At 67.9% G+C, this 25,276-nt stretch carries 22 protein-coding genes and 1 tRNA gene; 16 read left to right on the plus strand and 7 right to left on the minus strand.

The window, feature by feature from the left end:
* Positions 1–44 precede the first annotated feature (44 nt).
* The gene (locus WG921_RS15555) at positions 45–1,376 is read right to left on the minus strand and encodes a sensor histidine kinase (protein ID WP_340110174.1); all 1,332 of its coding nucleotides are present in this window, start codon (positions 1,374–1,376) and stop codon (positions 45–47) included.
* 94 nt (positions 1,377–1,470) lie between these two features.
* Here WG921_RS15555 and WG921_RS15560 point away from each other — a divergent pair, with 94 nt between their 5' ends.
* The 12 genes from WG921_RS15560 (at position 1,471) to WG921_RS15615 (ending at position 14,449) form a co-directional block, all read left to right on the plus strand.
* Positions 1,471–1,905 (plus strand): DUF1178 family protein, encoded by a 435-nt coding sequence (locus WG921_RS15560; protein WP_340110175.1) that lies wholly within the window; start codon positions 1,471–1,473, stop codon positions 1,903–1,905.
* Between the two features lie 80 nt (positions 1,906–1,985).
* Complete coding sequence (locus WG921_RS15565) at positions 1,986–2,936, plus strand: hypothetical protein (RefSeq protein WP_340110176.1); 951 nt, start codon at positions 1,986–1,988, stop codon at positions 2,934–2,936.
* Complete coding sequence (locus WG921_RS15570; protein WP_340110177.1) at positions 2,936–3,751, plus strand: hypothetical protein; 816 nt, start codon at positions 2,936–2,938, stop codon at positions 3,749–3,751. Before WG921_RS15565 ends, WG921_RS15570 begins: the two co-directional genes overlap by 1 nt.
* Before the next feature lie 112 nt (positions 3,752–3,863).
* Positions 3,864–5,111, plus strand: coding sequence for an aspartate kinase (locus WG921_RS15575; RefSeq protein ID WP_340110178.1), 1,248 nt, complete (start codon positions 3,864–3,866; stop codon positions 5,109–5,111).
* Between the two features lie 103 nt (positions 5,112–5,214).
* Entirely contained in the window at positions 5,215–7,392 is a 2,178-nt protein-coding gene (gene ptsP / locus WG921_RS15580) for a phosphoenolpyruvate--protein phosphotransferase (RefSeq protein ID WP_340110179.1), read from the plus strand.
* An 82-nt stretch (positions 7,393–7,474) separates the two neighbouring features.
* The gene (locus tag WG921_RS15585) at positions 7,475–8,227 is read left to right on the plus strand and encodes a sulfite exporter TauE/SafE family protein (RefSeq protein ID WP_340110180.1); all 753 of its coding nucleotides are present in this window, start codon (positions 7,475–7,477) and stop codon (positions 8,225–8,227) included.
* Positions 8,228–8,330: 103 nt separating this feature from the next.
* Positions 8,331–9,767: an FAD-linked oxidase C-terminal domain-containing protein gene (locus tag WG921_RS15590; RefSeq protein ID WP_340110181.1), complete on the plus strand. Its 1,437-nt coding sequence runs from the start codon at positions 8,331–8,333 to the stop codon at positions 9,765–9,767.
* On the plus strand, positions 9,767–10,930 hold the full coding sequence (gene glcE / locus WG921_RS15595) for a glycolate oxidase subunit GlcE (RefSeq protein WP_340110182.1): 1,164 nt from the start codon (positions 9,767–9,769) through the stop codon (positions 10,928–10,930). The genes WG921_RS15590 and glcE overlap by 1 nt, the downstream gene beginning before the upstream one ends.
* A gap of 4 nt (positions 10,931–10,934) precedes the next feature.
* Positions 10,935–11,624, plus strand: coding sequence for a response regulator (locus WG921_RS15600; protein WP_340110183.1), 690 nt, complete (start codon positions 10,935–10,937; stop codon positions 11,622–11,624).
* Positions 11,625–11,631: 7 nt separating this feature from the next.
* Positions 11,632–12,918, plus strand: coding sequence for a glycolate oxidase subunit GlcF (glcF, locus tag WG921_RS15605; RefSeq protein WP_340110184.1), 1,287 nt, complete (start codon positions 11,632–11,634; stop codon positions 12,916–12,918).
* Between the two features lie 247 nt (positions 12,919–13,165).
* Positions 13,166–13,642 (plus strand): Hsp20 family protein, encoded by a 477-nt coding sequence (locus WG921_RS15610; RefSeq protein ID WP_340110185.1) that lies wholly within the window; start codon positions 13,166–13,168, stop codon positions 13,640–13,642.
* 231 nt (positions 13,643–13,873) lie between these two features.
* Complete coding sequence (locus WG921_RS15615) at positions 13,874–14,449, plus strand: hypothetical protein (RefSeq protein ID WP_340110186.1); 576 nt, start codon at positions 13,874–13,876, stop codon at positions 14,447–14,449.
* A gap of 163 nt (positions 14,450–14,612) precedes the next feature.
* On the opposite strand, the gene ykgO is transcribed toward WG921_RS15615, so the two are convergent.
* Complete coding sequence (ykgO, locus tag WG921_RS15620) at positions 14,613–14,738, minus strand: type B 50S ribosomal protein L36 (RefSeq protein ID WP_340110187.1); 126 nt, start codon at positions 14,736–14,738, stop codon at positions 14,613–14,615.
* A gap of 90 nt (positions 14,739–14,828) precedes the next feature.
* Positions 14,829–14,903 (minus strand) — tRNA-Val (locus tag WG921_RS15625).
* 135 nt (positions 14,904–15,038) lie between these two features.
* On the opposite strand from WG921_RS15625, the gene WG921_RS15630 reads away from it, so the two are divergent.
* Positions 15,039–15,899: an N-formylglutamate amidohydrolase gene (locus WG921_RS15630; protein ID WP_340110188.1), complete on the plus strand. Its 861-nt coding sequence runs from the start codon at positions 15,039–15,041 to the stop codon at positions 15,897–15,899.
* A gap of 273 nt (positions 15,900–16,172) precedes the next feature.
* On the opposite strand, the gene WG921_RS15635 is transcribed toward WG921_RS15630, so the two are convergent.
* Positions 16,173–17,432 (minus strand): DNA polymerase IV, encoded by a 1,260-nt coding sequence (locus tag WG921_RS15635; RefSeq protein ID WP_340110189.1) that lies wholly within the window; start codon positions 17,430–17,432, stop codon positions 16,173–16,175.
* 446 nt (positions 17,433–17,878) lie between these two features.
* Between WG921_RS15635 and WG921_RS15640 the strand changes: the two genes are divergently transcribed.
* Positions 17,879–18,238 carry a hypothetical protein gene (locus tag WG921_RS15640; RefSeq protein WP_340110190.1) on the plus strand — a complete coding sequence of 120 codons (360 nt, stop codon included), beginning with the start codon at positions 17,879–17,881 and terminating at the stop codon, positions 18,236–18,238.
* Between the two features lie 419 nt (positions 18,239–18,657).
* Here WG921_RS15640 and WG921_RS15645 read toward each other — a convergent pair whose 3' ends face one another.
* On the minus strand, positions 18,658–19,560 hold the full coding sequence (locus WG921_RS15645; RefSeq protein WP_340110191.1) for a DMT family transporter: 903 nt from the start codon (positions 19,558–19,560) through the stop codon (positions 18,658–18,660).
* Between the two features lie 463 nt (positions 19,561–20,023).
* Here WG921_RS15645 and WG921_RS15650 point away from each other — a divergent pair, with 463 nt between their 5' ends.
* Positions 20,024–20,662, plus strand: coding sequence for a hypothetical protein (locus tag WG921_RS15650; protein ID WP_340110192.1), 639 nt, complete (start codon positions 20,024–20,026; stop codon positions 20,660–20,662).
* A 60-nt stretch (positions 20,663–20,722) separates the two neighbouring features.
* On the opposite strand, the gene WG921_RS15655 is transcribed toward WG921_RS15650, so the two are convergent.
* Both WG921_RS15655 and pyrF read right to left on the minus strand, forming a co-directional pair.
* Positions 20,723–21,589: a ParB/RepB/Spo0J family partition protein gene (locus tag WG921_RS15655; RefSeq protein WP_340110193.1), complete on the minus strand. Its 867-nt coding sequence runs from the start codon at positions 21,587–21,589 to the stop codon at positions 20,723–20,725.
* Between the two features lie 109 nt (positions 21,590–21,698).
* The gene (gene pyrF, locus WG921_RS15660; RefSeq protein WP_340110194.1) at positions 21,699–22,400 is read right to left on the minus strand and encodes an orotidine-5'-phosphate decarboxylase; all 702 of its coding nucleotides are present in this window, start codon (positions 22,398–22,400) and stop codon (positions 21,699–21,701) included.
* Between the two features lie 219 nt (positions 22,401–22,619).
* Between pyrF and clpB the strand changes: the two genes are divergently transcribed.
* Positions 22,620–25,241, plus strand: a complete 2,622-nt coding sequence (gene clpB / locus WG921_RS15665) for an ATP-dependent chaperone ClpB (RefSeq protein WP_340110195.1) — start codon at positions 22,620–22,622, stop codon at positions 25,239–25,241.
* The last annotated feature ends 35 nt before the right edge of the window (positions 25,242–25,276 follow it).

The raw sequence follows: 25,276 nt of genomic DNA on the forward strand, positions 1-25,276 counted from the left end.
CAGTTTTATGACATAGTAACATGTTGTAATATAGAGATAATAACTCATTTTGACGACGCCGCGCGGTCAGGGTCGGCCGCTTGCGGCTCCGTGCCTGACGGCGAGTCGCCGCGCCGCGGCAGCCAGATGGTGAAGGCGCTTCCCTCTCCGAATGTCGACCTGACGCGCAACTCTCCCCGATGTCGTTGCAGAATATGTTTGGCGATGGCGAGGCCGAGCCCGGCGCCGTCGGCGCGGGTGTCGGAGACGCGATAGAACCGCTCCGTCAGGCGCGGCAGGTGCTCGCGCGGGATGCCGGGGCCGTCGTCGGCGACGACGACGCCGACCATGCCGGGCCATTCCGGCGCCAGAGGCGCGGCCCTGATCGTGACGGTGACGCCGGCGCCGCCGTATTTCACAGCGTTGTCGATCAGATTGGCGAGGACCTGTGCGAGTTGATCCGGATCGCCCGTCGTCATCAGGCGCTCCTCATCCGCCAGCTCGACGCTGATGCGCGCTCCGGCGCGCGCCGCCACGGGCTCCAGCGCGGCCGCGGCGGCGCGCGCCAGCCGGGCGAGGTCGACCGCGGATGTGGGGCGCGCATGCAGGCCCATCTCGATCCGGCTGAGCGCCATCAGATCCTCGATCAGATGCTTCATCCGTTCCGCCTGTGAACTCATGATCCCGAGAAAACGCGCGCGCGCGAGCTCATCGTCTTTCGCAGGCCCTTGCAAGGTCTCGATAAAGCCCATGATCGAGGCGAGCGGGGTCTTCAGCTGATGTCCGGCGTTGGCGATGAAGGTGCGCCGCATCTCCTCCACCTGGCGCGACTCGGTCCGATCCTCGATCAGGATCAGCACGGCGGGCGTGCGTGGTTCGACCGTCGGAAGCGGCCGGATATGGGCGAGAAGGGCGCGCTCCCCTCGGCTGCGGATCAGCGTGAACGCGGCGCTGCGCGGCGTCTGATCGGCCAGCGTCGCCACCACCGCTTCGATGAGGCCAGGCGCCCGTATCACCGAGACGAGCGGCGCGCCCAGCAGCCCGGCGATATCGACGCCGTCATCCCCGATCAGGGTGAGCGCGGCCGCGTTCGCGCGCCGCACCCGGCGCTCCCGGTCGACAATCAGCACCGCCGCCGGAAGATGAAACAGCGCTTCGCTGTCGGCTTCCGCGGCCCCGCCGCTCGCCGCGGGCGCGCCCATTCGCGCGGCCTGGGGCCGGGGCGGAAGGGCGCCTGAACTCAAGCGGAGAGCGATGAACGCGGCCGCCGCGGCGCCGCCCGCGCTCATGAGCGCGTAGTGAACGGGGCCGCCGCCCGCCGCGGCGGCGCCGAGCGCGCCGAGCGCCGCGCCGAGCGCGGACGACAAGACGAGCGGCGGCGACGGCGGCAGGGTCATGGCTGCGCCTCATATCCGAAACGGCGTCGGGAAAGAAGCGGGATTGTTTTCGCCGAAAGGTCCTATATTTGAGAGAGGAGAGTCGGGGTGAACGATGATCAGATATCAGTTGAAATGCGCGGAGGGCCACGCGTTCGAGGCCTGGTTCGGATCCGCCGCCGCTTATGACGAACAGGTGGAGCGCGGGCTGGTCGGCTGCGCGATCTGCGGATCGGTGAAGGTGGAGAAGGCGTTGATGACGCCGCAAGTGCCGGCCCGCGGGAACGCGCGCGAGGACGGATCCGCGCCGATGCTGGCCGGGCCGGTTCCGGCGGCGGTGACGGAGAAACTCGCCGCCCTCCGGCGAGAAATCGAGAAGAATTCGAGCTATGTCGGCCGCAATTTCGCCGCCGAAGCGCGCGCCATGCATGTCGGCGACGCGGAACGCCGCGCGATCCATGGCGAAGCGACCGGCGAAGAGGCCAGAACCTTGATCGAAGAGGGAATCCCGATTGCGCCGCTTCCGCCGATGCCGCGCCGGGATGATTGATCGGCGGCGCCGGTTTCAATCAGAGCTTGCAAGCCAATGACTTCTGAATAATCGTGATCGTCGGCCTGGAGGGGAGACCGATGATTTTTAAACCTGTTTTCAGTTCCTTTTTCCACCGCGCGGCGCTCGCGGCGCTGACCACGGCGGGGCTCGCCGGCTGCGTCGCGACCGTGCGCGGGGCGCCCGAGGAGTCGTTCGCCCGCTCCTCGGCGCCCGAGGATTGGTCATTCAAGGAATCCATCGTCAACGCGACGCTCGATCGCGACCGCATCGTCGCTCTGGCGACCAATGGGGCCACCGTCGCGCAGCGGAACGAGGTGATCTTCGCGCGGCTCGCGGAGCTTGATTCGCTTTATTTCGCCTATGAGCGGGACCTTTCCAAGGAACTCCGCGAATCCGGCTTCGCCGCGACGCTGGCGCAGATCGCCGTCGGCGCGGCCGGCTCCGTGACCGGTCAGCAAGCGTCGCAGATCCTCTCCGCCGTATCGGCGGGCATAGCCGGGAGCCGGGAGGCGTTCGAGAAGGAGATCCTGATCGACCGGACCATGCAGGCGTTCATTTCGCAGATGCGCGCCGGCCGCGATCAGATGAAACGACGCATCCTGCTGAAGCTCGGCGCCTCGGCGGATGCATATCCTCTGCAGGCCGCGGTCTCCGATCTCGAGGCCTACCGGCAGGCCGGAACGCTGACCGGCGCGCTCGCCGGGATCTCCGCGGACGCGTCGGAGAAGGAGACCGCGGCGCAGGAGGTTCTTGCGGCGGCGGAAGCGAAGATCATCCATGCGACATATGGGGAGAGCGAAGCGGCGCGCCTGCTGAACGCCTATATCAACGAGGCCGCGTCTCCCGCCGAGATCGCGCGCCGGACGCGGGCGATCGGTGCGGCGTATGAAGGGCAGCCGTCTTCGCTCAGGGACGCATGCCCCGGCGGCGCGGATGGCGTGCTTTACGCCAGCGCCGCCGACCCCGACTGCCGCCGGATCGCGGAGAACCTGCTCGAACTCTTCAGGCAGATAGGGGAGATTCAGTAATGACCGCCGCCTTTCAGATCGATGGCGTGCAGACCAAGGCGAAAGCCGAGGAGATCGCCCGCACGATGCGGATTCTCTATCCGGATTGGACGGTCGAGATTCTGGGGGCAGGGCCCTATTCCGTACGCCGCACGCCGCCGGCGTCTTCATCGGCGCCTGACGCGCCTGACGCGCCGCCTCCGGCGACCCCGATCCCCGAACCGGCGCGGGGCGCGGTGCCGGGCGCCGCGCCCGCTTCGCCGTCGGCGCCCCCCGATATGGGCCCGACCCCGGCGCCGCCGACCGCGTCCCCGTCTCCGGCGCCAGCCTCTCCTCCCCCGAGGATCGCGCCGCCGCGGCGGGGCGTGGACGGCTTTCTCGATTTCATCGCTGATTTCGAAAGCCGCGGAAACTACAACGCCCGCTACGGCGACGCCGCAAATCTCCGCAATCCCTGTTTCACCGAAATGACCGTGGACGAGGTGCTGGAATGGCAACGCGGGCGCAAGTTCAGCGCCTGCGGCAAGTATCAGATCATCCGCGCGACCTTGAGCGATCTGAAGGCGCGGCTGAATCTGACCGGCTCCGAACGATTCGACGAAGAGATGCAGGAACGGATGGGGCGCGTTCTTCTGGAGCGACGCGGATTGGCCAAGTTTCTGTCGCGGGAGATGCCGCGGGAAGATTTCGCTCTCTCGGTCGCGCGGGAGTGGGCTGCGCTGCCGGGCGTGAAGCCGCCTTATGGCTCGAAAAGCGTCTATGCGGGGGACGGCGTGAACCAAGCCTTCGTCACGGTCGAGAAGTATCTCGCGGCGGTTGACGAGATGCTGGCCTGAACCGGACGAAGCGCCGCCCGGGCCTTCAACGGCTTGCGAGCTTTTCGCAGCGGCGATATAGCGAGCGCGCCGTGTCCGCGCTCTGGCGGGCGGCGAGAGGGAGCCCTCAGCAATGCCCGCCCCGCGTCTAGTGATGAAATTCGGCGGTACGTCCGTCGCGGATATGACCCGTATTCGGAGCGCCGCCGCGCGCGTCAAACGCGAGGTGGAGGCGGGCTATGATGTCGCGGTCGTCGTCTCCGCGATGGCGGGAGAGACGAACCGCCTCATCGGCTATGTCCGCGAGGCGTCGGAAGCCCCGGGCTCCAACAATCCTGGCCTCTATGATGCGCGGGAATATGACAGCATCGTGGCGTCGGGCGAGCAGGTGACCAGCGGCCTCATGGCGATCACATTGCAGGAAATGGGCGTGCCGGCGCGCTCCTGGAGCGGCTGGCAGGTGCCGGTGCGAACCTCGTCCACCCATGGGGCGGCGCGGATCGAGGAGATCGACACCACCCGGCTCGATGAGAGGTTCGCCCAGGGCATGCACGCGGTGATCGCCGGTTTTCAGGGGATCAGCGCCGATGGGCGGATAACCACGCTCGGCCGCGGCGGCTCGGACACGACGGCGGTCGCCTTCGCTGCGGCGCTCGGCGCGGAACGGTGCGATATCTACACCGATGTCGAGGGGGTCTACACCACGGACCCGCGGATCGAGCGGAAAGCCCGCAAGCTGGAGCGCATCAGCTTCGAGGAGATGCTGGAGCTGGCGTCGCTCGGCGCGAAAGTGCTGCAGACGCGCTCGGTCGAGCTGGCGATGAATTACAAGGTGAAGCTGATGGTTCGCTCCAGCTTCAACGACGCCCCCGGCACGTTGGTGTGCCCAGAGGAGGAAATCGTGGAGAGAAACGTCGTTTCGGGCATCGCGGCCGAGCGCGGCCAGGCCAAGGTGACGCTGCTGAAGGTGGCGGACCGGCCCGGCGTCGCCGCCTCGATTTTCGGGCCCCTGGCGGAAGGCGGGGTGAATGTGGACATGATCGTCCAGAACATCTCGGAGGAAGGGTACACCGACATGACCTTTTCCTGCCCGGAGGATGACGTCGAGCGCGCCCGCGCTCTCCTCGAGGCGGAACGGGACAGGATCGGCTATCGTGAGATCGTGATCGACAAGGATGTCGCGAAGGTCTCCGTCGTCGGGATCGGCATGCGCTCGCATTCCGGAGTCGCTCAGATCATGTTCGGCGCGCTGGCGGCGGATGGCGTGAATATCAAGGTGATCACCACATCTGAGATCAAGGTCAGCGTCCTGATCGACCGAAAATACATGGAGCTGGCCATTCAGTCGCTTCACGCCGCATTCGGGCTGGACAAGAGTTGACGAAGGAACCCGTCGCGGTGTTTTGCGGCGGGAGGGAGGCAGTTCGATGCCGCCATCGGCGGATATAGGTTCGCGCGTCTTGTTGCGCCGTATGCGTCAGGTGATGGCGGAGCCGGGAGACCCGCAGACGCGGCTGGATCGGATTGTCTCGGTGATCGCCAACAACATGGTGGCCGAGGTCTGCTCGATCTATCTCCGCCGGGACGAGGCGACGCTGGAGCTCTGCGCGACCCAAGGGTTGCGCGCCGAGGCCGTCCACCGGACCCGGCTGCGGCTGGGCCAGGGATTGGTGGGCCAGATCGCGGCGCGGGCGGCGCCTTTCTCGACGGCGGACGCCCCGCATGCGGACGGGTTCGAATATCGGCCCGAGACCGGCGAGGAGATCTACTCGAGCTTTTGCGGCGTCCCGATCCAGCGTCTCGGCAAGGTGATGGGCGTTCTGGTCGTGCAGAACGCGGTCGCGCGCGAATACACCGAGGACGAGATCGACGCGCTCGAGGTGATCGCGATGGTGATCGCCGAGATGGCGGACGCCGGGCGGTTGACCAGCGAGGGGTTCGATCTCGAAAGAGTCGCGGCGAAAACCTATCAGGGCGTCGCCGCGTCGGACGGCGCCGCGATCGGCGTCGTCCATCTTCACGAGCCGAAACTGGCGATCAGCAATCCGTTCACCGACGACGTGGCCGGAGAGCGCGCCCGCCTCGACGCCGCGATGACGGATCTCCGGGGCGAGGTGGACGAATTGGTGGCGGCGGATTTCTCCAGCGCTCCAGCGGAGTATCGCGACGTTCTTCAGGCCTATCGGATGTTCGCCCATGACAAGGGCTGGCTCCGGCGGCTGCACGAGGCGGTCGCCGCCGGCGTCGTCGCCGAGGTGGCGGTGGAGCGCGTCCAGTCGGATGCGCGAAGCCGGATGGAGCGGGCGGACAATCCCTATCTCCGCGATCGGCTCCACGACCTCGACGATCTCGCCAACAGGTTGCTGAGGCGCCTGACCGGCGCCGGCGCGGAGGAGACGCCTGAGCACGCGGTCCTCGTGTGCCGCACGATCGGGCCGGGCGAGCTGCTGGATCGTGACGGTCGTATCGACGCGGTGGTGATGGAGGAAGGCGCGGTCGGCTCCCATGCGGCGATCGTCGCGCGGGCGCTGGCGATCCCCCTGGTCGTCGGCGCCGAGCTGATCGTGGCGGAGGCGCAAAACGGCGATCAGATCATTGTCGACGGCGACCGCGGCGAGGCGTTCCTTCGGCCGCCCGAGAATCTTCTTGAAGCGTATCGCGAGAAAATCGCCAGCGCCGAGGAGGCGCAAAGCCGTTATCGCGCGATCCGCAGCCAGCCGGCGGAGACGCGCGACGGCGTGAATGTCGAGCTTCATATCAACGCCGGCCTGATTTCGGATTTGCCCAATCTTTTCGATGTCGGCGCCGACGGGGTCGGGCTTTATCGGACCGAACTTCAGTTCCTGTCGCGGCCGACTCTGCCGCGGCGGGCGGATCAGGCGGCCCTTTACGGCCGGGTGCTGGACGTGGCGCAGGGCGCGCCGGTGGCGTTTCGAACGCTCGATATCGGCTCCGACAAGGTGCTGCCCTACATGAAGCGGCCGGTTGAAGAGAACCCCGCTCTCGGCTGGCGCGCGATCCGGGTTGGGCTCGACAAGCCTTTCGCGCTGAAGATGCAGGCGCAGGCGTTGCTGCGCGGGGCGGGCGCGCGGCCGCTGAAGGTGATGTTCCCGCTCATCGCGGCGGAGGCGGAATTCTACGCCGCCCGCGATATCCTGACCGGGACGCGGGCGCGGCTGCGCCGGCTTGGGCATACGGTTCCGGAGCGACTCGAGATCGGCGCCATGCTGGAGACCCCCGCGCTCGCCTATGCGTCCGACCAGTTTTTCCGCGATGTCGATTTCCTGTCGGTCGGCGGCAATGATCTGATGCAGTTCTTTTTCGCGGCGGATCGCGGCAACGAACAGGTCCGCCGCCGCTATGACGCGCTGTCGGCGCCGTTTCTCGCCTTTCTTCGCGACATCGTCGCGCGGGCGGATGCCGCGGGCGCGCCAATCTCGTTCTGCGGCGAGGCGGCGGGGAAGGCGGAGGACGCGGTGGCCCTGGCCGGGATCGGGTTTCGCGCGCTCTCGATGCGCCCGGCGTCGATCGGCCGGGTCAAATATGCGTTGAGGGCGATCGAGATCGGCGCGGCCAGAGCGGCGGTGGAGGCGGCGATCCGCGAGGGCGGATCCGCGCGGCCGGCGATCCGCGGCCTCCTGGCGCGGGCGGGGGCGCTGTGAGCGCGCTTGGCCGGCCGTCCCTTCGGGCGATTTCCCGCCGCCGATCGGCGACGGGATCGCCTCGCGCCGGATTGCGTCTGGGATGACGTCGTTCCCGATCGATCCGACAGGCTGGGTTATCGTTATCGGCGGCGCGCTGATCGCGGGCTTCATCACCGGATTTGCGGGTTTCGGCACCGTGCTCGTGGCTTCGGGGTTCTGGTTCTATGCGTTGCCGGCCCCCGTCGTGCCGCCGCTTCTGGTGATCGCCTCGGTGGCGGGGCAGGCGGTCGGGCTGGTCGCGGTTCGCGCAGCCTTCGACTGGCGCCGCGTCGCGCCGTATCTCATCGGCGCCGCCGTCGGGGTGCCGCTCGGCGTTCTGGCGCTCAGTCACGCGGCTCCGGCGCTCCTTCGTCTGTCGGTGGGAGTTTTTCTGATCGCCTACGCGTCGTTTCAGCTCAGCCGGCTCACCCGTCTCGGGGTCGGCGCCTGGGGCGGCCGCGCGGCGGATGGCGTCGTCGGCCTCGGCGGCGGGTTTCTTGGCGGGTTTTCCGGGCTCTCCGGGCCGCTGCCGTTGATCTGGCTGCAACTCCGGGGCGGGCCCAGTTCCGAGCAACGCGCGACCTATCAGCCATTCAACCTGGTCGTGCTGAGTTTCACCTGCGTGGTCATGGCGCTCAGCGGCAAGATCGGGAAAGAGGTGCTCACGCTCAGCGCCATGCTGATTCCGCTGTCGCTGTTCGGCGCGTGGTGCGGGGTGAAGGCGTATCCGCTGATGAGCGAGCGTGGATTCCGGCGGGTGGTTCTGTTCCTGCTGATCGTCTCGGGCGCCGTTCTGATCCTTCAGGGCGTCTAGCGCGGATTCGGCGCGGCGAAAGTTCGCGTTCCGCTCCCGGCGCCTTGCTCTGGCGGATGAATGGCTCATGATGGCGCGCGCCGCCAACCAGGGAGCCGCAGCGATGCAGATGCCGACGCCCGATCCGGAAGTTCTTTCACGCCGCGATGAGCTCGTGGCGCGTCTGGAGGCGGCGTTGCCCGCCGGGACGGTGGTCTCCGACCCGAAAGGCGTCCTCGTTTACGAGTGCGACGCGCTCACCGCCTATCGCTGCCCGCCTCTCGCCGTCGTCCTGCCGGGCGACACCGCGGAGGTCGCTGCGGCCTTGAAGATCTGCAAGGAGTTCGGCGCGCCGGTGGTGCCGCGCGGCGCCGGCACGTCTCTCGCGGGCGGAGCGCTGCCGACCGCGGACAGCGTGGTGCTCAGCGTCGCGCGGATGAACGCGGTGCTGGAGACGGATTACGCGAACCGGTTCATCAGGGTTCAGACCGGGCGCACCAATCTCTCCGTCACCGGAGCGATCGAGGCGGACGGGTTCTTCTACGCGCCCGACCCCTCCAGCCAACTGGCCTGCGCGATCGCCGGGAATATCGCGATGAACTCGGGCGGCGCGCATTGTCTGAAATACGGCGTGACGACCAACAACCTCCTCGGCGTCACGATGGTGACCATGGATGGCGACGTGCTGGAGATCGGCGGGCCGTGGCTCGATTCCGGCGGGCTCGACCTTCTCGGCGTCATTTGCGGCTCGGAGGGGCAGCTCGGCGTGGTGACGGAGGCGACGCTCAGGATAATCGCGAAGCCGGAAGGCGCGCGCCCGATCATGATGGGGTTCGATTCGAACGAGGTCGCGGGGGCGTGCGTCAGCGACATCATCCGGGCCGGGGTGTTGCCGGTCGCGATCGAGTTCATGGACCGGCCCTGCATTCGCGCCTGCGAGGCGTTCGCGAAGGCCGGCTATCCGGATGTGGAGGCGTTGCTGATCGTCGAGGTCGAAGGCTCCGACTCCGAGATCGACGACCAGCTGGCGAAGATCAAGGAGATCGCCCTTCATCGCCAGCCGGCCGCGCTGGAGGAGAGCGAAAGCCCGGAGCATTCGGCGCGAATCTGGAAAGGCCGGAAGGCCGCCTTCGGCGCGATGGGGCAGATCAACGACTATATGTGCCTTGATGGCGTGATTCCGGTCTCCGCCCTCGCGCATGTGCTGGGCCGCATTGGCGAGATGAGCAAGGAGTTCGGGCTCGATGTCGCCAATGTGTTCCATGCGGGCGACGGCAACATACATCCGCTGATCCTGTTTGACGCCAACAAGCCCGGCGATCTGGAAATCTGCGAGGCGTTCGGCGCCGAGATCCTGAAGCTCTGCGTCGAGGTCGGCGGCTGCCTGACCGGAGAGCACGGCGTCGGGGTCGAAAAGCGCGAACTGATGCGGCACCAATACAGCTCCGCCGACCTGGAGGCGCAGATGCGCGTGAAGGATGCGTTCGATCCCGCCTGGCTGCTGAACCCGGCCAAGGTGTTTCCGATCGAGACATCGGCGCCACGCCGCGAGGCGGCCTGATGTCGGAGGCGGCGGGGTACGCGGACGCGGAAGCGGCGCTGGCGGCGGAGATCCAAGCCGCATATGCGGCGGGCGAGCCGCTGGAGATCGTCGGCGGAGGGACGCGGCGCGCGCTTGGCCGGCCGGTGACGGCGGCGCGCAGCGTCTCCACCGCAGGGATTTCGGGAATATCGCTCTACGAGCCGGGCGCGCTGACGCTGGTCGCCGGCGCGGGAACGCCGCTGGCTGAGGTGGAGGCGGCTCTGGCGGAGGAGGGGCAGCGGCTCGCCTTCGAGCCGATGGATCATCGCGGGCTGCTTGGCTCCGCGGGGGAGCCGACGATCGGCGGCGTTGCGGCGATCAACAATTCCGGCCCCCGGCGGATACAGGCCGGCGCGGCGCGCGACGCGATGCTCGGGGTTCGCTTCATCGACGGGCGCGGCGACGTGATCCGGAACGGCGGCCGCGTGATGAAGAATGTCACGGGCTACGACCTCGTGAAGCTGATGGCCGGCTCATGGGGCGTGCTCGGCGTTCTGACCGAAGTCGCGCTCAAGGTGTTGCCGGCGCCGGAACGCGAAGCGACGCTCGTCCTCGACGGGCTTTCGGAGGACGCGGCGGTGGCCGCGCTCGGCGCGGCGCTCGGCTCTCCCTATGATGTGGGCGGGGCGGCGCACGCCGGCGGGCGCACGTTGATCCGGGTCGAGGGCTTTGAGGCGCAGGTGGCGCACCGCGCCCCCGCCCTGGCGGCGGCGCTGAAGGCGCATGGCGCGGCGGAGATCATCGAGGGCGAGGAGAGCGCCGCGCTCTGGCGCGCGGTGCGCGACGTCGCGGCGTTCCACGGCCGCCCCGGCGCGATCTGGCGGATCTCGGTCAAACCCTCCGACGGGCCGAAACTGGCGGCGGAGCTTCGGGAAAAGCTGGATCTGGACGCGCTCTTCGATTGGGCGGGGGGGCTCGTCTGGCTGCTGACCCCGGAGATTGGGGACGCAGGGGCGGGCGCGATCCGGGCGGCGACGAAGGCGCGCGGCGGGCATGCGACCCTGGTGCGCGCGGAGGCCGCCACCCGCGCCGCGGTCGAGGTGTTCGAGCCGGAGGCCCCGCCCGTGGCGGCGCTGAGCGCGCGCGTGAAGGCGGCGTTCGATCCGAAGGCGATCCTCAACCCGGGCCGGATGCGGGGCTGAGGCGGTGGAGGGCGTCGCCAGGCTGATCGAAGCGACCAGCGCCATGCTTTGGCCGGTGGCGGCGATCGCCATCATCTTTCTGCTTCTCCCCGTGATCCGAAAGGTGATCGAGAGCCGGGAGTTCTCGCTGGAGATCGGCGGATTCAAGTTCTCGGCGCAGGAAGCGACCGAAAAGATGCAAAAGCAAATCGGCGACCTGCAAAACAAGCTCGCGGCCTTCGAGGCGGTCGGCGCGGCCTTTCCGCCCGAACCGGGGATCGCGAGCCTCGGAGACGAGCAAGACCGTTCTGGAGCGGCCCGACGCCTTTCGATCCTCTGGGTGGACGACACCCCCGCCAACAACGCCTTCGAAGCCGATTCCCTTCGCCGCGAAGGCCACGGCGTTCGTACGGCGCTCAGCACGAGCGAGGCGTTGTCGGCGCTCGGCGCGGCACCGATCGACCTCGTGATCTCCGACATGGCGCGGGTCGAGGACGGAAGCCGCGACGCAGAGGCGGGCGTGAGGCTCCTTCGCGAGATGCGTGCGGAGGGGTTCCAATCCCCGTTCGCTTTCTACACCTCGCCAGCCTCCGCCGGACGACATGCCGGAGAGGCGGAGAAGCTTGGCGTCATCGCGATCACGAGCTCGTTCACCACGCTCTCAGCGGCGATCAAACGCCGGTTCGCCGAACCGACGACACAGAAAGGCGGCTGACCGGATCATGCAGACGAATTTTACCGAAGAGCAGTTGAAAATCCCCGCGTTCGAGCGCTCGAACGAGATCCTCAGAACCTGCGTGCATTGCGGGTTCTGCACCGCGACCTGCCCCACCTATCAGATCTTCGGCGATGAACTGGACGGCCCGCGTGGGCGCATCTATCTGATCAAGGAGATGCTGGAGGCTGGACGGCCCGCGGACGAGAAGACCGTCAAGCATATCGACCGCTGCCTGTCCTGCCTCGCCTGCATGACGACTTGCCCTTCGGGCGTCCATTACATGCACCTCGTGGACCACGCGCGCGCATATATCGAAGAGACGTACAAACGCCCGTTGAGCGACCGGGCGCTCCGGTGGCTTCTGGCGCGGATATTGCCCTATCCGATGCGGTTCCGCGTCGCGATGCTGGGCGCGCGCTTCGCCAAGCCCTTCGCGCGGCTCCTGCCGGGCAGGCTGGGCGCGATGGTCGCCTTCGCGCCCGCTTCGGTCCCGCCGCCGAGCCTGATGGAGAGGCCGCAGACCCACGCCGCGCAGGGCGCGCGCAAGATGCGGGTCGCTCTCCTGACCGGCTGCGCGCAGCGCGCCCTCAACACGGATATCAACGAAGCGACGATCCGGCTTCTGACGCGGCTCGGCGCGGAGGTGGTGATCCCGAAGGGCGAGGGGTGTTGCGGCGCGCTGACCCATCACATGGGAAAGACGGCTGAAAGCCATGCGTCGGCGGCGAAGAACATCGACGCGTGGACGCGCGAGATCGAAGGCGAGGGGCTCGACGCGATCGTGATCAACACATCGGGGTGCGGCACCACGGTGAAGGATTACGGACATATGTTCCGGACCGATCCCGCCTATGCGGAGAAGGCGGCGCGGGTCTCGGCGCTGGCGCGGGACATCTCCGAAGTGCTGGTGAAGCTGGATGTCTCTCCTGTCGGGGATGCGCCCGCGCTCCGCGTCGCCTATCACTCCGCCTGCTCTCTCCAGCATGGCCAGCAGGTGACGCAGGAGCCGAAAACACTGCTTCGCAGCGCCGGGTTCGAGGTCGTGGAGCCGGCGGAGGGGCATCTCTGCTGCGGCTCCGCGGGAACATATAACCTGATGCAGCCTGACATAAGCGCCGAATTGAAGGCGCGGAAGACGAAGAACCTCGCCGCGACCCGGCCGGATGTGATAGCGGCCGGCAATATCGGGTGCATGATGCAGATCGGCTCGGGGATGGAGATCCCGGTCGTGCACACTGTCGAGCTGCTGGACTGGGCCACGGGAGGCCCGAAACCGCCGGCGCTCGGGTAGGGCGCGGCCGCTGCGCGCCTTGGCGCGGAACCCGAAGGCGGCTTTGGAGGATGATCTCCACCCGCCGCCGGGGGGCTGATTTCGCCTTGCGGCCGGCCCCGCCGTCACGCCAGGCGGGTCTTGAAACCCTGAATCAAACCCCCAGATATCTGCTGTCGGGCGCCGGTTTTCGGGCTCGACGACAGAAAAAGGCGTCGCCCGCGCGGGGGCGCCGAACATCAGTATCGCTCAAATGAGGACATCTGACATGCGCAACTTCGACCTTACCCCCCTCTACCGCTCCACAGTCGGCTTCGACCGCTTCGCGAGCATGCTGGATCAGGTTCTGACGGCGGACAGCGGGCAGCCGTCCTATCCGCCGTACAATATCGAAAAGACCGGCGAGGACGCCTACCGCATCACTTTGGCGGTGGCCGGATTCTCGATGGGCGATCTCGATATCGAGGCGCGCGACGGCCTGTTGGTCGTGAAGGGCGGCAAGGCTCCAGCGAAGAGCGAGGACGCGCCGGTCTACCTCCATCGCGGGATCGCCGAGCGGAGCTTCGAGCGCCGCTTCCAGTTGGCCGATCATGTCCACGTCACGGGCGCTGCGCTGGAGAACGGGCTTCTGCATGTTGACCTCGTCCACGAGTTGCCGGAGGCGTTGAAGCCACGGAAAATCGAAATCGGCGGCCAGAAGGCGATTGAAAGCGAAAGCAAAGGCAAGGCTCGCGCCGACGCTTGATTGACTTGGCCCGCCTGACATGACGATGATGCGCGCACCGGGCGGCCGGTGCGCGTTCGTCATTCTGGAGGCCTCCGCGACCGAATGCGCGCGGAGCCCGGCGAAGACGGACAGGCGCCGGATAGGCCGGCGGCGTTGCCGCACTGGAATATGTGCGTAAACTCGGCGGGGATTCGGCCGACCGGGCGCGGCGTCATCAAAGTGTTATCTACGCCTGAACCGGAGCGATTCATGACTGATCTGACAAAATTGGCGCTGGCCGCCCTTGGCGCGGCGTTTCTCTCCGGCTGCGCGCCTTCGGCGCCCGAGGTCATGGAGTCGTCGACGGTGAGCGCGGCGGATCTGGATCTGATCGGAGACCGCTTCTCCGCATATTTCAAGGAGCGGTGCGCGGTGCCGCTGCGGGCGGGCGCGGCGCCCGACACGATCGGGTTGGTCCCCGCGAGCGACGTCATCACCGCCAGCTATCCGAAGGTGCCGGAATATCGGGAGTTCAGCGGCCGCGATCTTTCATTCTGGACGGCGCCGGACGATCCGAAAGGCTCGGTCATCCTCGTTATCGAAAACGGCGTCGCGGGCAGGCGTTGCGCCGCGGTGACGAGGGCGTTCACCGCCGAGCAGTTCGCTCAGTTGGTGAAGGCGACCTATCCGGAATATGTCGGGGCGACGTCGGATGAGAACGTCGTAAACGCGCGCGCTTTCCTTGACGATGCGGCCGATGACGAGCTTAGCCTCGTCTATTCCTCGTACCATGATGACAAGACGCGCATCTCCGCGGGCGTCGTGTCTTTGAGCGAGACCGATTGATGGGGGCGCGCCTCCGCGCTCCCGCGAGGCCGGCGTCGGATCGTCCCGTTCGCAGATTCGCCGAATCGCGGTCAGGCGGCTGTGTCGTCGTCCAACGCAAAAGACCGCGCCTTGGCGCGGTCTTGTCGTCTCACGGTGCGCCCGATTGATCGGGCGGCGCTCGTCAGCCCTGGCGGGCTTTGAAGCGACGCTGCACCTTGTTGATCACATAGACGCGGCCCTTGCGACGGACCACGCGGCACGCGCCATGGCGGTTCTTCAACGACCGAAGCGAATTCCTGACTTTCATCTCGCATCTCCCGGCGCACGGCGCGCTCTATCTTCTGCGGCGCGCCTCGCGCGCCCTGTTATCTGCGTCTCGCCCGGCGCGGCGGTCGGATGGTGGGCGTAACTGGGATTGAACCAGTGACCCCTTCGATGTCAACGAAGTGCTCTCCCGCTGAGCTATACGCCCATGAGCCTCCGCGCCCGGTCGCGGGATAAAGCATGGGATGAAGAGGGTCGTCAAGGCCATCGGGCCTCGAAATTCCGCGTCGCGCATCCGCGGGCTTCATTGCCAATCGTTGGGACTGAGTCCATCTTCACCGATATGGTCCCGACCACGCCATTTCGCCTGATCGAGCCGGAGGCGCTGATCTCCGCCGCGGTGTTCAGTTCGCCCCATAGCGGCCGGATGTATCCGGAGAGTCTGATTCGGCGCGCGCGTCTCGATCCACTTGCGCTCCGGGCGTCAGAAGACGCGTTCGTGGACTTGCTTTTCGAGACTGCGCCGGATTGGGGCGCGCCGCTCATCTGCGCGACGGCGCCGCGCGCCTATGTCGATCTGAACCGGGGACCGGAGGAATTGGACCCCGCGGTGGTGCGCGGAGTCCGCGCCACGGGCCTCAACCCGCGGATCGCCGCCGGGCTCGGCGTGATTCCCCGGATCGTGGCGGAGGGACGGCCGATCTATGACGGCAAGATCAGCCTGGCGGAGGCGCGCGGCCGGATCGCCGCGTTTCACACCCCCTATCATGAATGTCTGGATGCGTTGATGGCGCGCGCGGCCGAACGTTTCGGCTATGCGCTGCTCTTTGACTGCCACTCGATGCCGTCAGACGCGCTTCGCGCGGCGCCGCGGGTTCGAGGCCGCCGAGCGGAGATCGTGCTCGGGGACCGATTCGGCGCTGCGGCCGCGCGCCCCATGATGCAGGCGACCATCGCTGCGTTCGAGGAAGCCGGCTTCGCCGTCGCGGTCAACGCGCCGTTCGCGGGCGGGCACATCACCCAGAGATACGGGCGCCCCTCGCTCAATTGGCACGCGATCCAGATCGAGATAGATCGCGGCCTGTACCTCGATCAGGGGCAGGTGCGGCCCGGTGGCGGCTATGCGGCGTTTCACGCTGCATTGGCGCGGATCATACCCGCGTTGGCGGTGATTGGCGGAGCGCGCGCCCTCGCGGCGGAGTAGCGCGGCGCCTTGAAGCCGGCCAAAAAAAATGGGCCGCCGAAGCGGCCCAAGTTTAGGGAGGAAACGCCCGATAAAGGGCTACGACCTAAGTCGTGAGAACAAGCTATGTGTGCGATGCAGCATTAGCAAGGGTGCAGCGCAATATTTTTCGGATCAATCGAGCGGATATCCGAAGGCGTTCCGGTTTTATCGAGATATTTCAGTTTAGTAGAGTGTCGCTTGGGGGTGCAATCTCTTTTGCGATCGCGAGATCGGCGCGCCGGGCGTCCGGACTCAGTTCAGGCTCCTGCCCTTGACGATCGCGCCGGTCCCGAAGCGCATCCGAATGCTGTCGCTTGCGCGTTCGGCCCGGGCTCTGGCGCCGGCCTGGGAGTCGAGAAGGTCCGGGGGCGCATCGTCGTCGACGGATCCGGTGAGAAGATCGCCGAGCCCGACGCCGAGCAGCCGGAACGGGCCTTTCGGCAGCATCAGGCCGAGAAGGGGGCGGCCGGCGCCGAATATCCGGTCCGCGAGCTGGGTCGGCGCATCGAGCGCGCTCTGGCGGGTGAGGCCGCGGAAGCCGCTGGTCTTCAGCTTGATCGTCACCCGGCGTCCGGCGAGAGACCTGGCTTTCGCGCGGTCGGCGACGCGGACGGCCAGCCGCCAGAGATGGGCCTCCAGAATGTCTTTCGCGGCGAGATCTTCATCGAAGGTGGTCTCGGCGGAGATGCTTTTCGCGGTGGAATCGGAGCGGATCGGGCGGGCGTCCTCACCGCGGGAGAGGGCGGCGAGGCGGCGGCCGAGGGCGCCGTAGCGGGCGATGAGGTCTTCATCGCGGGCCCGGCGGATGTCGGCGATGGTGCGGAGGCCGTCGGCCTTGAGGCGGGCCTGCGTCGCCGCGCCGACGCCCCAGATGGTGGAGACGGGGCGGGGGGCGAGAAAATCCGCGGTCTCCGCCTCGCCGATGACGGAGAATCCGTTCGGCTTGTCGAGATCGGAGGCGATCTTGGCGAGGAACTTGTTGTGGCTGAGCCCGACGGAGGCGGTGAGGCCGGTCTCCCGCCTGATCCGGGCGAGGAGGCGGGCGAGGGTGACGGCGGGCGGGGCGCGGTGGACGCGGAAGGTGCCGCGAAGGTCGAGGAAGGCTTCGTCGAGCGAGAGCGGCTCCACCAGGGGGGTGGTGGTCTCCATCAGGGCGCGGATCTGGCGGGAGGCGGCCGCGTAGGCCTCCATGCGGGGCGGAATCACCACGGCGTCGGGGCAGAGGGCGAGGGCCTTGAACATCGGCATGGCGGAGCGGACGCCGCGGATCCGGGCGACGTAGCAGGCGGTGGAGACGACGCCGCGCCGGCCGTCGCCGCCGACGATGACCGGGCGGTCGGCGAGGCTCGGATCGTCCCGTTTCTCGACCGAGGCGTAAAAGGCGTCGCAATCGATATGGGCGATGGCGAGGGTGAAAAGCTCGGGGTGGCTGAGGGTGCGGGGCGAGCGGCAGGCCGGGCAGCGGCCGGGCCGGTCGAACGTCTCGAAACAGTCTCGGCAAAGGGCGGGCATGGGGGGAGACTAGCAGAGAGGGCGGCGGGGCGTCATCAGCTTGATCGGGGTGCGTTATCGCACGCGATAAGGTGGTCAAGTATCTGATAGTAAAAGATAATCCGAAAATCCGAAATTTTCGGGCCCGCGATATCGCGCGGAATCCGCCGCCTTTCGCCGCTTTGAGGGGCGCGGGCGGGCGCCCTGAGTCCGCCCGCCCGAAGGGGCCGAACGCCGCTGAAAGCGGCGCCTTTCGCGGCGGATGGTTCAAGCGGGCCGGTCCGGGAGAGCCCCCGCGCCGGATCGCGGCGGGCGGCGAAAAGAGCCCGCCCAACCTGATCCGCTTCTAGAAATATATGATTATAAATCAGTATATTGCGCGAATTTCTCTTGAATATGATTGAATATAACTTATATTGCAAAATGTAACTTGAAATAACGAAAATCATAAAACAGGGAAAAATCTAATGATCGAATGGATCAAACCTTCAGTATATGGCGCGATCGCCGGCGCCGTCGCGATCACGATCGTCGGCTTCAGCGCGGATTGGGTGATGACATCCGGCTCCGCGACCGAGCTTGCCGAGCAGCAGGCCGATCGGGCGGTGCTCGCCGCGTTGACGCCGGTCTGCGTCGCGCAGTTCAGGGCCGAGAGCCAGGCGGTGCGGACGACGAAACTCGCGGCGCTCGGCGAGGAAAGCTCCTACAAGCAGGGCGATTTCGTGGCCGATCAGGGCTGGGCGACGATGCCGGGAACCGACAAGGCCAATGACGCGGTCGCCGACGCCTGCGCCGACAAGCTCCTGGAAGCCGCCGGCGCGTCCTGAGCCTTCACGCCGGGGCGGCCGGCCGAACGCGGAAGGCCGGCCAACATGGCGCGAGGCGGCGCGATCTTCACCGGAGAGCGGGGAAACCGCGCTCAGCCCGCGCGGCCCGCGCCGCAGAGCGCATGAACGGCGGGCGAGACGGCGCGGCTCCCGTGTTTTGACGCGAGAGCCGCGCCATGTGGAGCGGCGATGAGCGCCCTCTCCGCTTTCGCGGGGCGGGCGCTCTCGCCGTTTTGACGGCCTGTCCGGCGATGCGCCGCGCGGCCCCGGCGCGGTCGGGCGTGGCTCACGGCGCCGGCGCCGCAACCGACGGTGCGAACCTTCTCGTCGGCGCGCGCCGCTCCTTCGCCAGCGGCCAGCCATGAGGCGCCTCGCGAGAGAGAGTGGACGGGCGAGCCCCCCATATTCCAATGCCACGCCTAGGATTGATCCCCCTCCCGCCGCGCCGGAACCAGCGCCACGGCGGCGAGGCCGGTGAGGATCAGGAGGGCGCCGGCGAGTTTTTGCGGGGTGAGGGGCTCGCCGACGACGAGGGTGGCGAGGATCCACGCGGTCACCGGCTCGGCCAGCGCGAGGGTGACGGCGGTGGAGGCGGCGACGCGGGCGAGGCCGGCGGTGTAGAGCCGGTAGGAGAGCCCGGTGGCGACCACGCCGAGGAAGAGCATCGCCGGCCAGCTTTGCGGCGCCGCCAGCCAGCCGAGCGGGGTGAGGAAAAGGACGGGCAGGGCGGCCAGCGCCGCCACGCTGAAGGTGGCGGCGGCCAGCGTCGCGGCGGGGGCGCGCCCGCCGAGCGCGCTGGTGGCGAGGGAATAGGCGGCGTAGCAGGCGCCGGCGAGCGCGGCGAGAATGACGCCGGTGAGCGAGGCGCCGGCCCCGCCGCCGGCCAGCGCGAGGAGCGCGACCCCGAGGATCGAGATCGCCTGCCCGAGCGCGCGAAGCCGGCCGGGCCGGCGGCGGCGAAAGGCGGCCTCATAGGCGGTGGCCCAGATCGGCGCGCCGCCGATGGCGACCGCCGTGCCGACGCCGACGCCCGCATCCAGCACCGCGCGAAAGAAGAGAAGATTGTAGGCGCCGATGGCGAGCCCGGCGAAGACGACGCCGCGCCAGGGAAGGGCTCCGAATCCGCGCCGGCCGGCGGGCGCGCCGAGCGCGAGCGCGAGAAGGGCGGCGGCGCCGAAGACGAGGCGAAGCGCGCCGACGGCGAACGGGTCGCTCGCGGCGGGCAGCAGGGTCTGGATCGTGCCGGTCGAGCCCCAGAGGCCGGCGGCGGCGACGACCGCGCCGACGCCGAGCGCCCGTCTGGAGGGGGAGACCGCGCTCATTTCAGATCCCGCATCGGTGGCCTGTCATCTGATCGCCGCGCGCCATCGCGCCGGGCTGCGGAGATTCGCAGGTTCGCGGGCGAGCGTCCACCTCGCGTGGAGAGCGGGGGCGCGCCTTTGCGGCGATGGCGCAGTCGGAAGCCGAATCGTCCGGTGGACGAAGCATGTCCTGGCTTTCGGCAGCGAAGGCCTCTCGGCGAAATTTTTGAAGTGTTGATGGCGGCCGGGCTAATCTTGTGAGTTGTCGACGGCGGCCTTGCGGACTTTGTGGATCGTCGCCCGCGCCCGTGCAGGCTATCTTAAATAATGAAAAGAAGCATATGTCAGCGCAAGCATTTCTTCGCGATAGGTATCGGCTAATGATATGGTAGAGAGATCGATCCCAGAGAACCTACAGCGGCTCTGGGCCGCAGAAGATGAGTTAATTTCGTGGGGTGCCGAAACCCTGCTATCGGAACAGTACTTGATCGATCACATCGAACTTATCGAGGCGTACATGGATTGCGTCGAGCTAGTGCGTGTATCTGGACTGTCGAGCGATAGGTTCACCGCATTGGCAGGCTTATTTCTGCGCACATTCGATGCGCTGTCTCATTGTACTCGCGCTGCATTAAGTGGCAACTATAGCGGTAGTGCTATGTATGCGAGGGATTTGCTAGAGACTCACTTTCTGATCAACTATCTTATGGACCAACCGGGAAGGCCGGAAGAGTGGTTGCGATCAGACCCGCAAACGATTCGGAAAAAATACAGGCCAATGAAAATCCGAGAATACCTCGATGCTAGGGACGGGTTTAAAGAGCAGAAGCGCAGGAGGCATTATGAAGTGCTCTCTGTATTAGGCAGCCATCCAACACCATCCGCGCTGGATCTCAAGCGAGATGGGACTAAGGCGATCAACTCTGGCCCTTTCAAGCAAGCCAATATGCTCAAGAATTGCATTCAGGAGGCGGCAAAAGCTGCATTCCTCCTCAGCCGTGACTTGATCACCTTCTGTAATGGAGAGGTTCCACAAGGACAGAGCCGCGCCAGCCGGTTGGCGTTGGCTCGACAGCGTTCATGTGAAAAATACCTCGGGTCGTCGACCGATCACGGCGGTTAAAAGTCCGAGTCTTGCAAAAAGACAGACTTCAGACGGACGCCTTGGGGTCGAGGCCCGCCCTCAGACCGGCGCGAAGCGTCTTGCGATGTCGTCGAGCACATCCTCCATCAGGCCGTCCCGCGCCAGCTTGCCGGTGAAATGGAGGATGTAGCCGTCCGGCGTCCGCTCGCGCCGGATGGTGAGGCCATGCTTCGGGCGGAGCACCCGGCGGGGGCGGCCCGGGGCGGGCGCGGGGGCGCCGGGGCGGGCGGGAAGCTCGGCCTCCGCCAGAATCGGCTCGATCAGGCGCCATTGGGCGTCGAGGCTCCGCGCGCTCGATTGCTCCAGCGCGGTCTGGATCGTCTCCATGAAATTCTCGCGCATGTGGACGGCGGCGAGACGGAGGCATTGGCGCTCGCTCAGCCGCCACGGCTCGGTCAGCAGGTCTTCGAGCGCTTCGACCACGCGGGCGACGGCGCGGATCCGCGAGCGCTTCATCGGTTGCGCGGCGGGGTAGAGGCGGGCGACCGCCTCCTCGACGCTGCTGAAATAGCCCTGATGGGCGGCTTCGACCGCGATGCGGCCCTTCTCCCATGGCGAGATGTCGCGGCGGACGTCGTTCTCCTCGACCATGCGGGCGATCAGGTCGGCGTCGGTCTCGGCCTCGCGGACCCAGGCGGGAATCGCGGCGAAGCGGGCGAGGCCGGTCCGCTCGCGCAAGAGCCGGAAGGCGGTGAGGCGGCGAAAGCCGGAGACCAGCCCGTAGCGAAACGGCGGGCGCGGCGCGGCGAGCGGGAAAAGCTCCACCGGCGCGCGGAGGCCGGAGGCGGCGATCGAGCGGATCAGCTCCTCGAGCGCGGTCTCGTCCATCGCGACGCGGTCGCGGAACAGGGCGCTCTCGTCGATCTCGTCCAGCGGTGCGAGAATCGGGGGCTCGGTCGTCTCCATGGCGGCTCCTTTTCCTGCGCTGCGTGGGCGCGGAAGAATGGCCGAAAGGAGTGAGAGAGTGGTTACAGCTCCGCGCGCTGGGCGTTGCGGACCGGGGGCGGGGCGGGGCTCAGGTCTCGGCGATCTCCGCCAGAATCGCGCGGGCGGCGGCGGCGGGGTCGGCGGCGGCGGTGATCGGCCGGCCGACGACGATGTGGTCGGCCCCGGCCCGGAGCGCGGCCTGCGGCGTGGCGACGCGCTTCTGATCGCCGACGGCGGCGCCGGAGGGCCGGACGCCGGGGCAGATGATGAGCCGGCCCGCGGCCTCGGGCAGCGCGCGGATCGCGGCGGCTTCGAGGGGCGACGCGATGACGCCGTCGGCCCCCGCCTTCAGCGCGCGGCGGGCGCGCTCCAGCGCGATCTCGGCCGGGGCGCCGGAGGCGATCATCGCTTCGTCGAGGTCGTCGCGATCGAGGGAGGTGAGGATGGTGACGGCGAGAATGCGCGGGCCGCGCGCGCCCCGGCCCCGGATGGCGGCGCGCACCACGCTCGGGTCGCCGTGGACGGTGAGAAAATCGAGATCATAGGCGGAGAGGCCGGCGACCGCCGCCTCCACCGTCGCGCCGATGTCGAAGAGTTTCAGGTCGAGAAAGACGCGGGCGCCGCGCTCCTTCAGCGCCATGGCGAGCGCGAATCCGCCGCCGGTGAGCATGCCGAGGCCGATCTTGTAGAAGCCGATATCGGCGCCGAGCCGCTCGGCCAGCTCCTCCCCGGCGTGGGCGTGGGCGACCTGCGGCGGGTCGAGGGCGACGATCAGGCGGTGGTCGGTCATGGCGGCTCCTTCAACGGGGTGATGCGGGTTGGCCGGGGGGGGCGTCAAGGCCGGGATCGGGCTTTTTCCGGGGGCGGGGGCTCTTGCGGTTCCGTTGCCAAAACACCACATCCGCATCGGCGCGCCGTTGGGGCGCCGGTGACTGAATAAGATTATGAGGGACGGCGGGATGCGCGCTTCGGGCGGGTCCCGGAGGCCGGGCCTGGAAAGCGAGACATCATGGATCTGGAAAAATTCACAGACCGCGCGAGGGGCTTCATGCAGGCCGCGCAGACCATCGCGTTGCGGGAGAATCATCAGCGATTCCTCCCCGAGCATCTGCTGAAGGCGATGCTGGACGACAAGGAGGGCGCCGCGGCGGGCCTCATCCAGCGCGCGGGCGGCGACCCCGCGGCGGCGCGGAGCGCGGTGGAGGCGGCGCTGGCGCGCCAGCCGGTCGTCGAGGGCGGCGACGGGCAGCTCTATATGGACGGCGCGACCGCGAAGGTCATCGTCGAGGCGGAGAAGATCGCCGAGAAGGCGGGCGACAGCTACGTCACCGCCGAGCGGCTCCTGACCGCGCTCGCGCTCGCGAAGGGAACCGAGGCGGCGAAGGCGCTGGCCGCGGCCGGGCTCACGCCGCAGGCGCTGAACAGCGCGATCAACGATCTTCGGAAGGGCCGCACCGCCGACAGCGCGAGCGCGGAGCAGAATTTCGACGCGCTCTCGAAATACGCGCGCGATCTCACCGAGGATGCGCGCGAGGGCCGGCTCGACCCGGTGATCGGGCGCGATCAGGAGATCCGGCGCACGATCCAGGTCCTGTCGCGGCGGACCAAGAACAACCCGGTGCTGATCGGCGAGCCGGGCGTCGGCAAGACCGCGATCGCCGAGGGGCTCGCGCTGCGCATCGTCAACGGCGACGTGCCCGAGAGCCTGAAGGACAAGCGCCTGATGAGCCTCGACATGGGCGCGCTGATCGCGGGGGCGAAATATCGCGGCGAGTTCGAGGAGCGGCTGAAGGCGATCCTCGCGGAGGTGACCGCGTCGGCGGGCGAGGTTCTGCTCTTCATCGACGAGATGCACACCCTGGTCGGGGCCGGCAAGGCGGACGGGGCGATGGACGCCTCCAACCTCCTGAAGCCGGCGCTGGCGCGGGGCGAGCTGCACTGCATCGGCGCGACCACGCTGGAGGAGTACCGCAAGCATGTCGAGAAGGACGCGGCGCTGGCGCGGCGGTTCCAGCCGGTGTTCATCGACGAGCCGACGGTGGAGGACACGATCTCCATCCTGCGCGGGCTGAAGGAGAAATACGAGCTGCACCACGGCGTCCGGATCACGGATTCGGCGCTGGTCGCGGCCGCGACCCTCTCGGCGCGCTACATCGCGGACCGGTTCCTGCCGGACAAGGCGATCGACCTGATGGACGAAGCGGCCTCGCGCCTCAGGATGGAGGCGGAATCGAAGCCCGAGGAGCTGGACCGGCTCGACCGCGACATCATGCAGCGCGAGATCGAGGCCGAGGCCCTGAAGAAGGAGACCGACGACGCCTCGCGCGACCGGCTCGCCGCGATCCTGAAGGAGCTGGCGGACCTCAAGGAGGAATCCGCCGGGCTGACCGCCCGCTGGCAGGCGGAGCGCGAGAAGCTGGAAGGCGCGCGCGGCATGCAGGAGGCGCTGGACCGCGCCCGGATCGAGCTGGAGGCGGCGAAACGCCAGGGCGACCTCGCCCGGGCGGGCGAGCTCTCCTACGGGGTGATCCCGGAGCTGGAGGCGAAGCTCGGCGCGGCCGAGGCGACGGAGGACGTGATGGTGGCCGAGGCGGTGACGCCCGAGCATGTCGCCGGCATCGTCAGCCGCTGGACCGGCGTGCCGGTCGACAAGATGCTGGAGGGCGAGCGCGACAAGCTGCTCCGGATGGAGGAGGCGCTGGAGCGCCGGGTCATCGGCCAGCACGAGGCGGTGACCGCGGTCTCCAACGCGGTGCGCCGGGCGCGGGCCGGGCTCTCGGACCCGAACCGGCCGATCGGCTCCTTCCTCTTCCTCGGGCCGACCGGCGTCGGCAAGACCGAGCTGACCAAGGCGCTGGCCGGGTTCCTGTTCGACGACGAGACGGCGATGGTCCGGATCGACATGTCGGAGTTCATGGAGAAACACGCGGTCAGCCGGCTGATCGGCGCGCCGCCGGGCTATGTCGGCTATGACGAGGGCGGCGTGCTGACGGAGGCCGTGCGCCGGCGGCCCTATCAGGTGATCCTGTTCGACGAGGTCGAGAAGGCGCACCCGGACGTCTTCAACGTGCTGCTGCAGGCGCTCGACGACGGGCGGCTGACGGACGGGCAGGGCCGCACCGTCGATTTCAGGAACACGCTGATGATCCTGACGTCGAATCTCGGCTCCGAGGCGCTGTCGGCGCTGCCGGACGGCGCGCGGGCGATCCAGGCCGAGCCGGAGGTGATGCAGGCGGTGCGCGCGCATTTCCGGCCCGAGTTCCTGAACCGGCTGGACGAGATCGTGCTGTTCAACCGGCTGAGCCGGGCGAACATGACCGGCATCGTCGATCTTCAGCTGGAGTTGCTGGAGGCGCGGCTGGCGGATCGGAAGATCACGCTGGACGTGGACGCCGACGCGCGGCGCTGGCTCGGCGATCGGGGCTACGACCCGGTCTACGGCGCGCGCCCGCTGAAGCGGGTGATCCAGAAGACCGTGCAGGACCCGCTGGCGGAGATGCTGCTCGGCGGGGAGCTGAAGGACGGCTCCACCGTCAAGGTCGGCGCCGGCGAGGACGGGCTGATCATCGGCGGCCAGGTGCGCCCGCTCCGCGGCGCGCCGACCGAGCCGCCGGCGGCGACGGTGCACTGACCCGGGCTTTGATCCGGCGAGCGATCCCTCCCCGC

The organism is Paludibacillus litoralis (genome assembly GCF_037646705.1).
Taxonomy (GTDB): Bacteria; Pseudomonadota; Alphaproteobacteria; order Rhodobacterales; family Rhodobacteraceae; genus Pikeienuella; species Pikeienuella litoralis.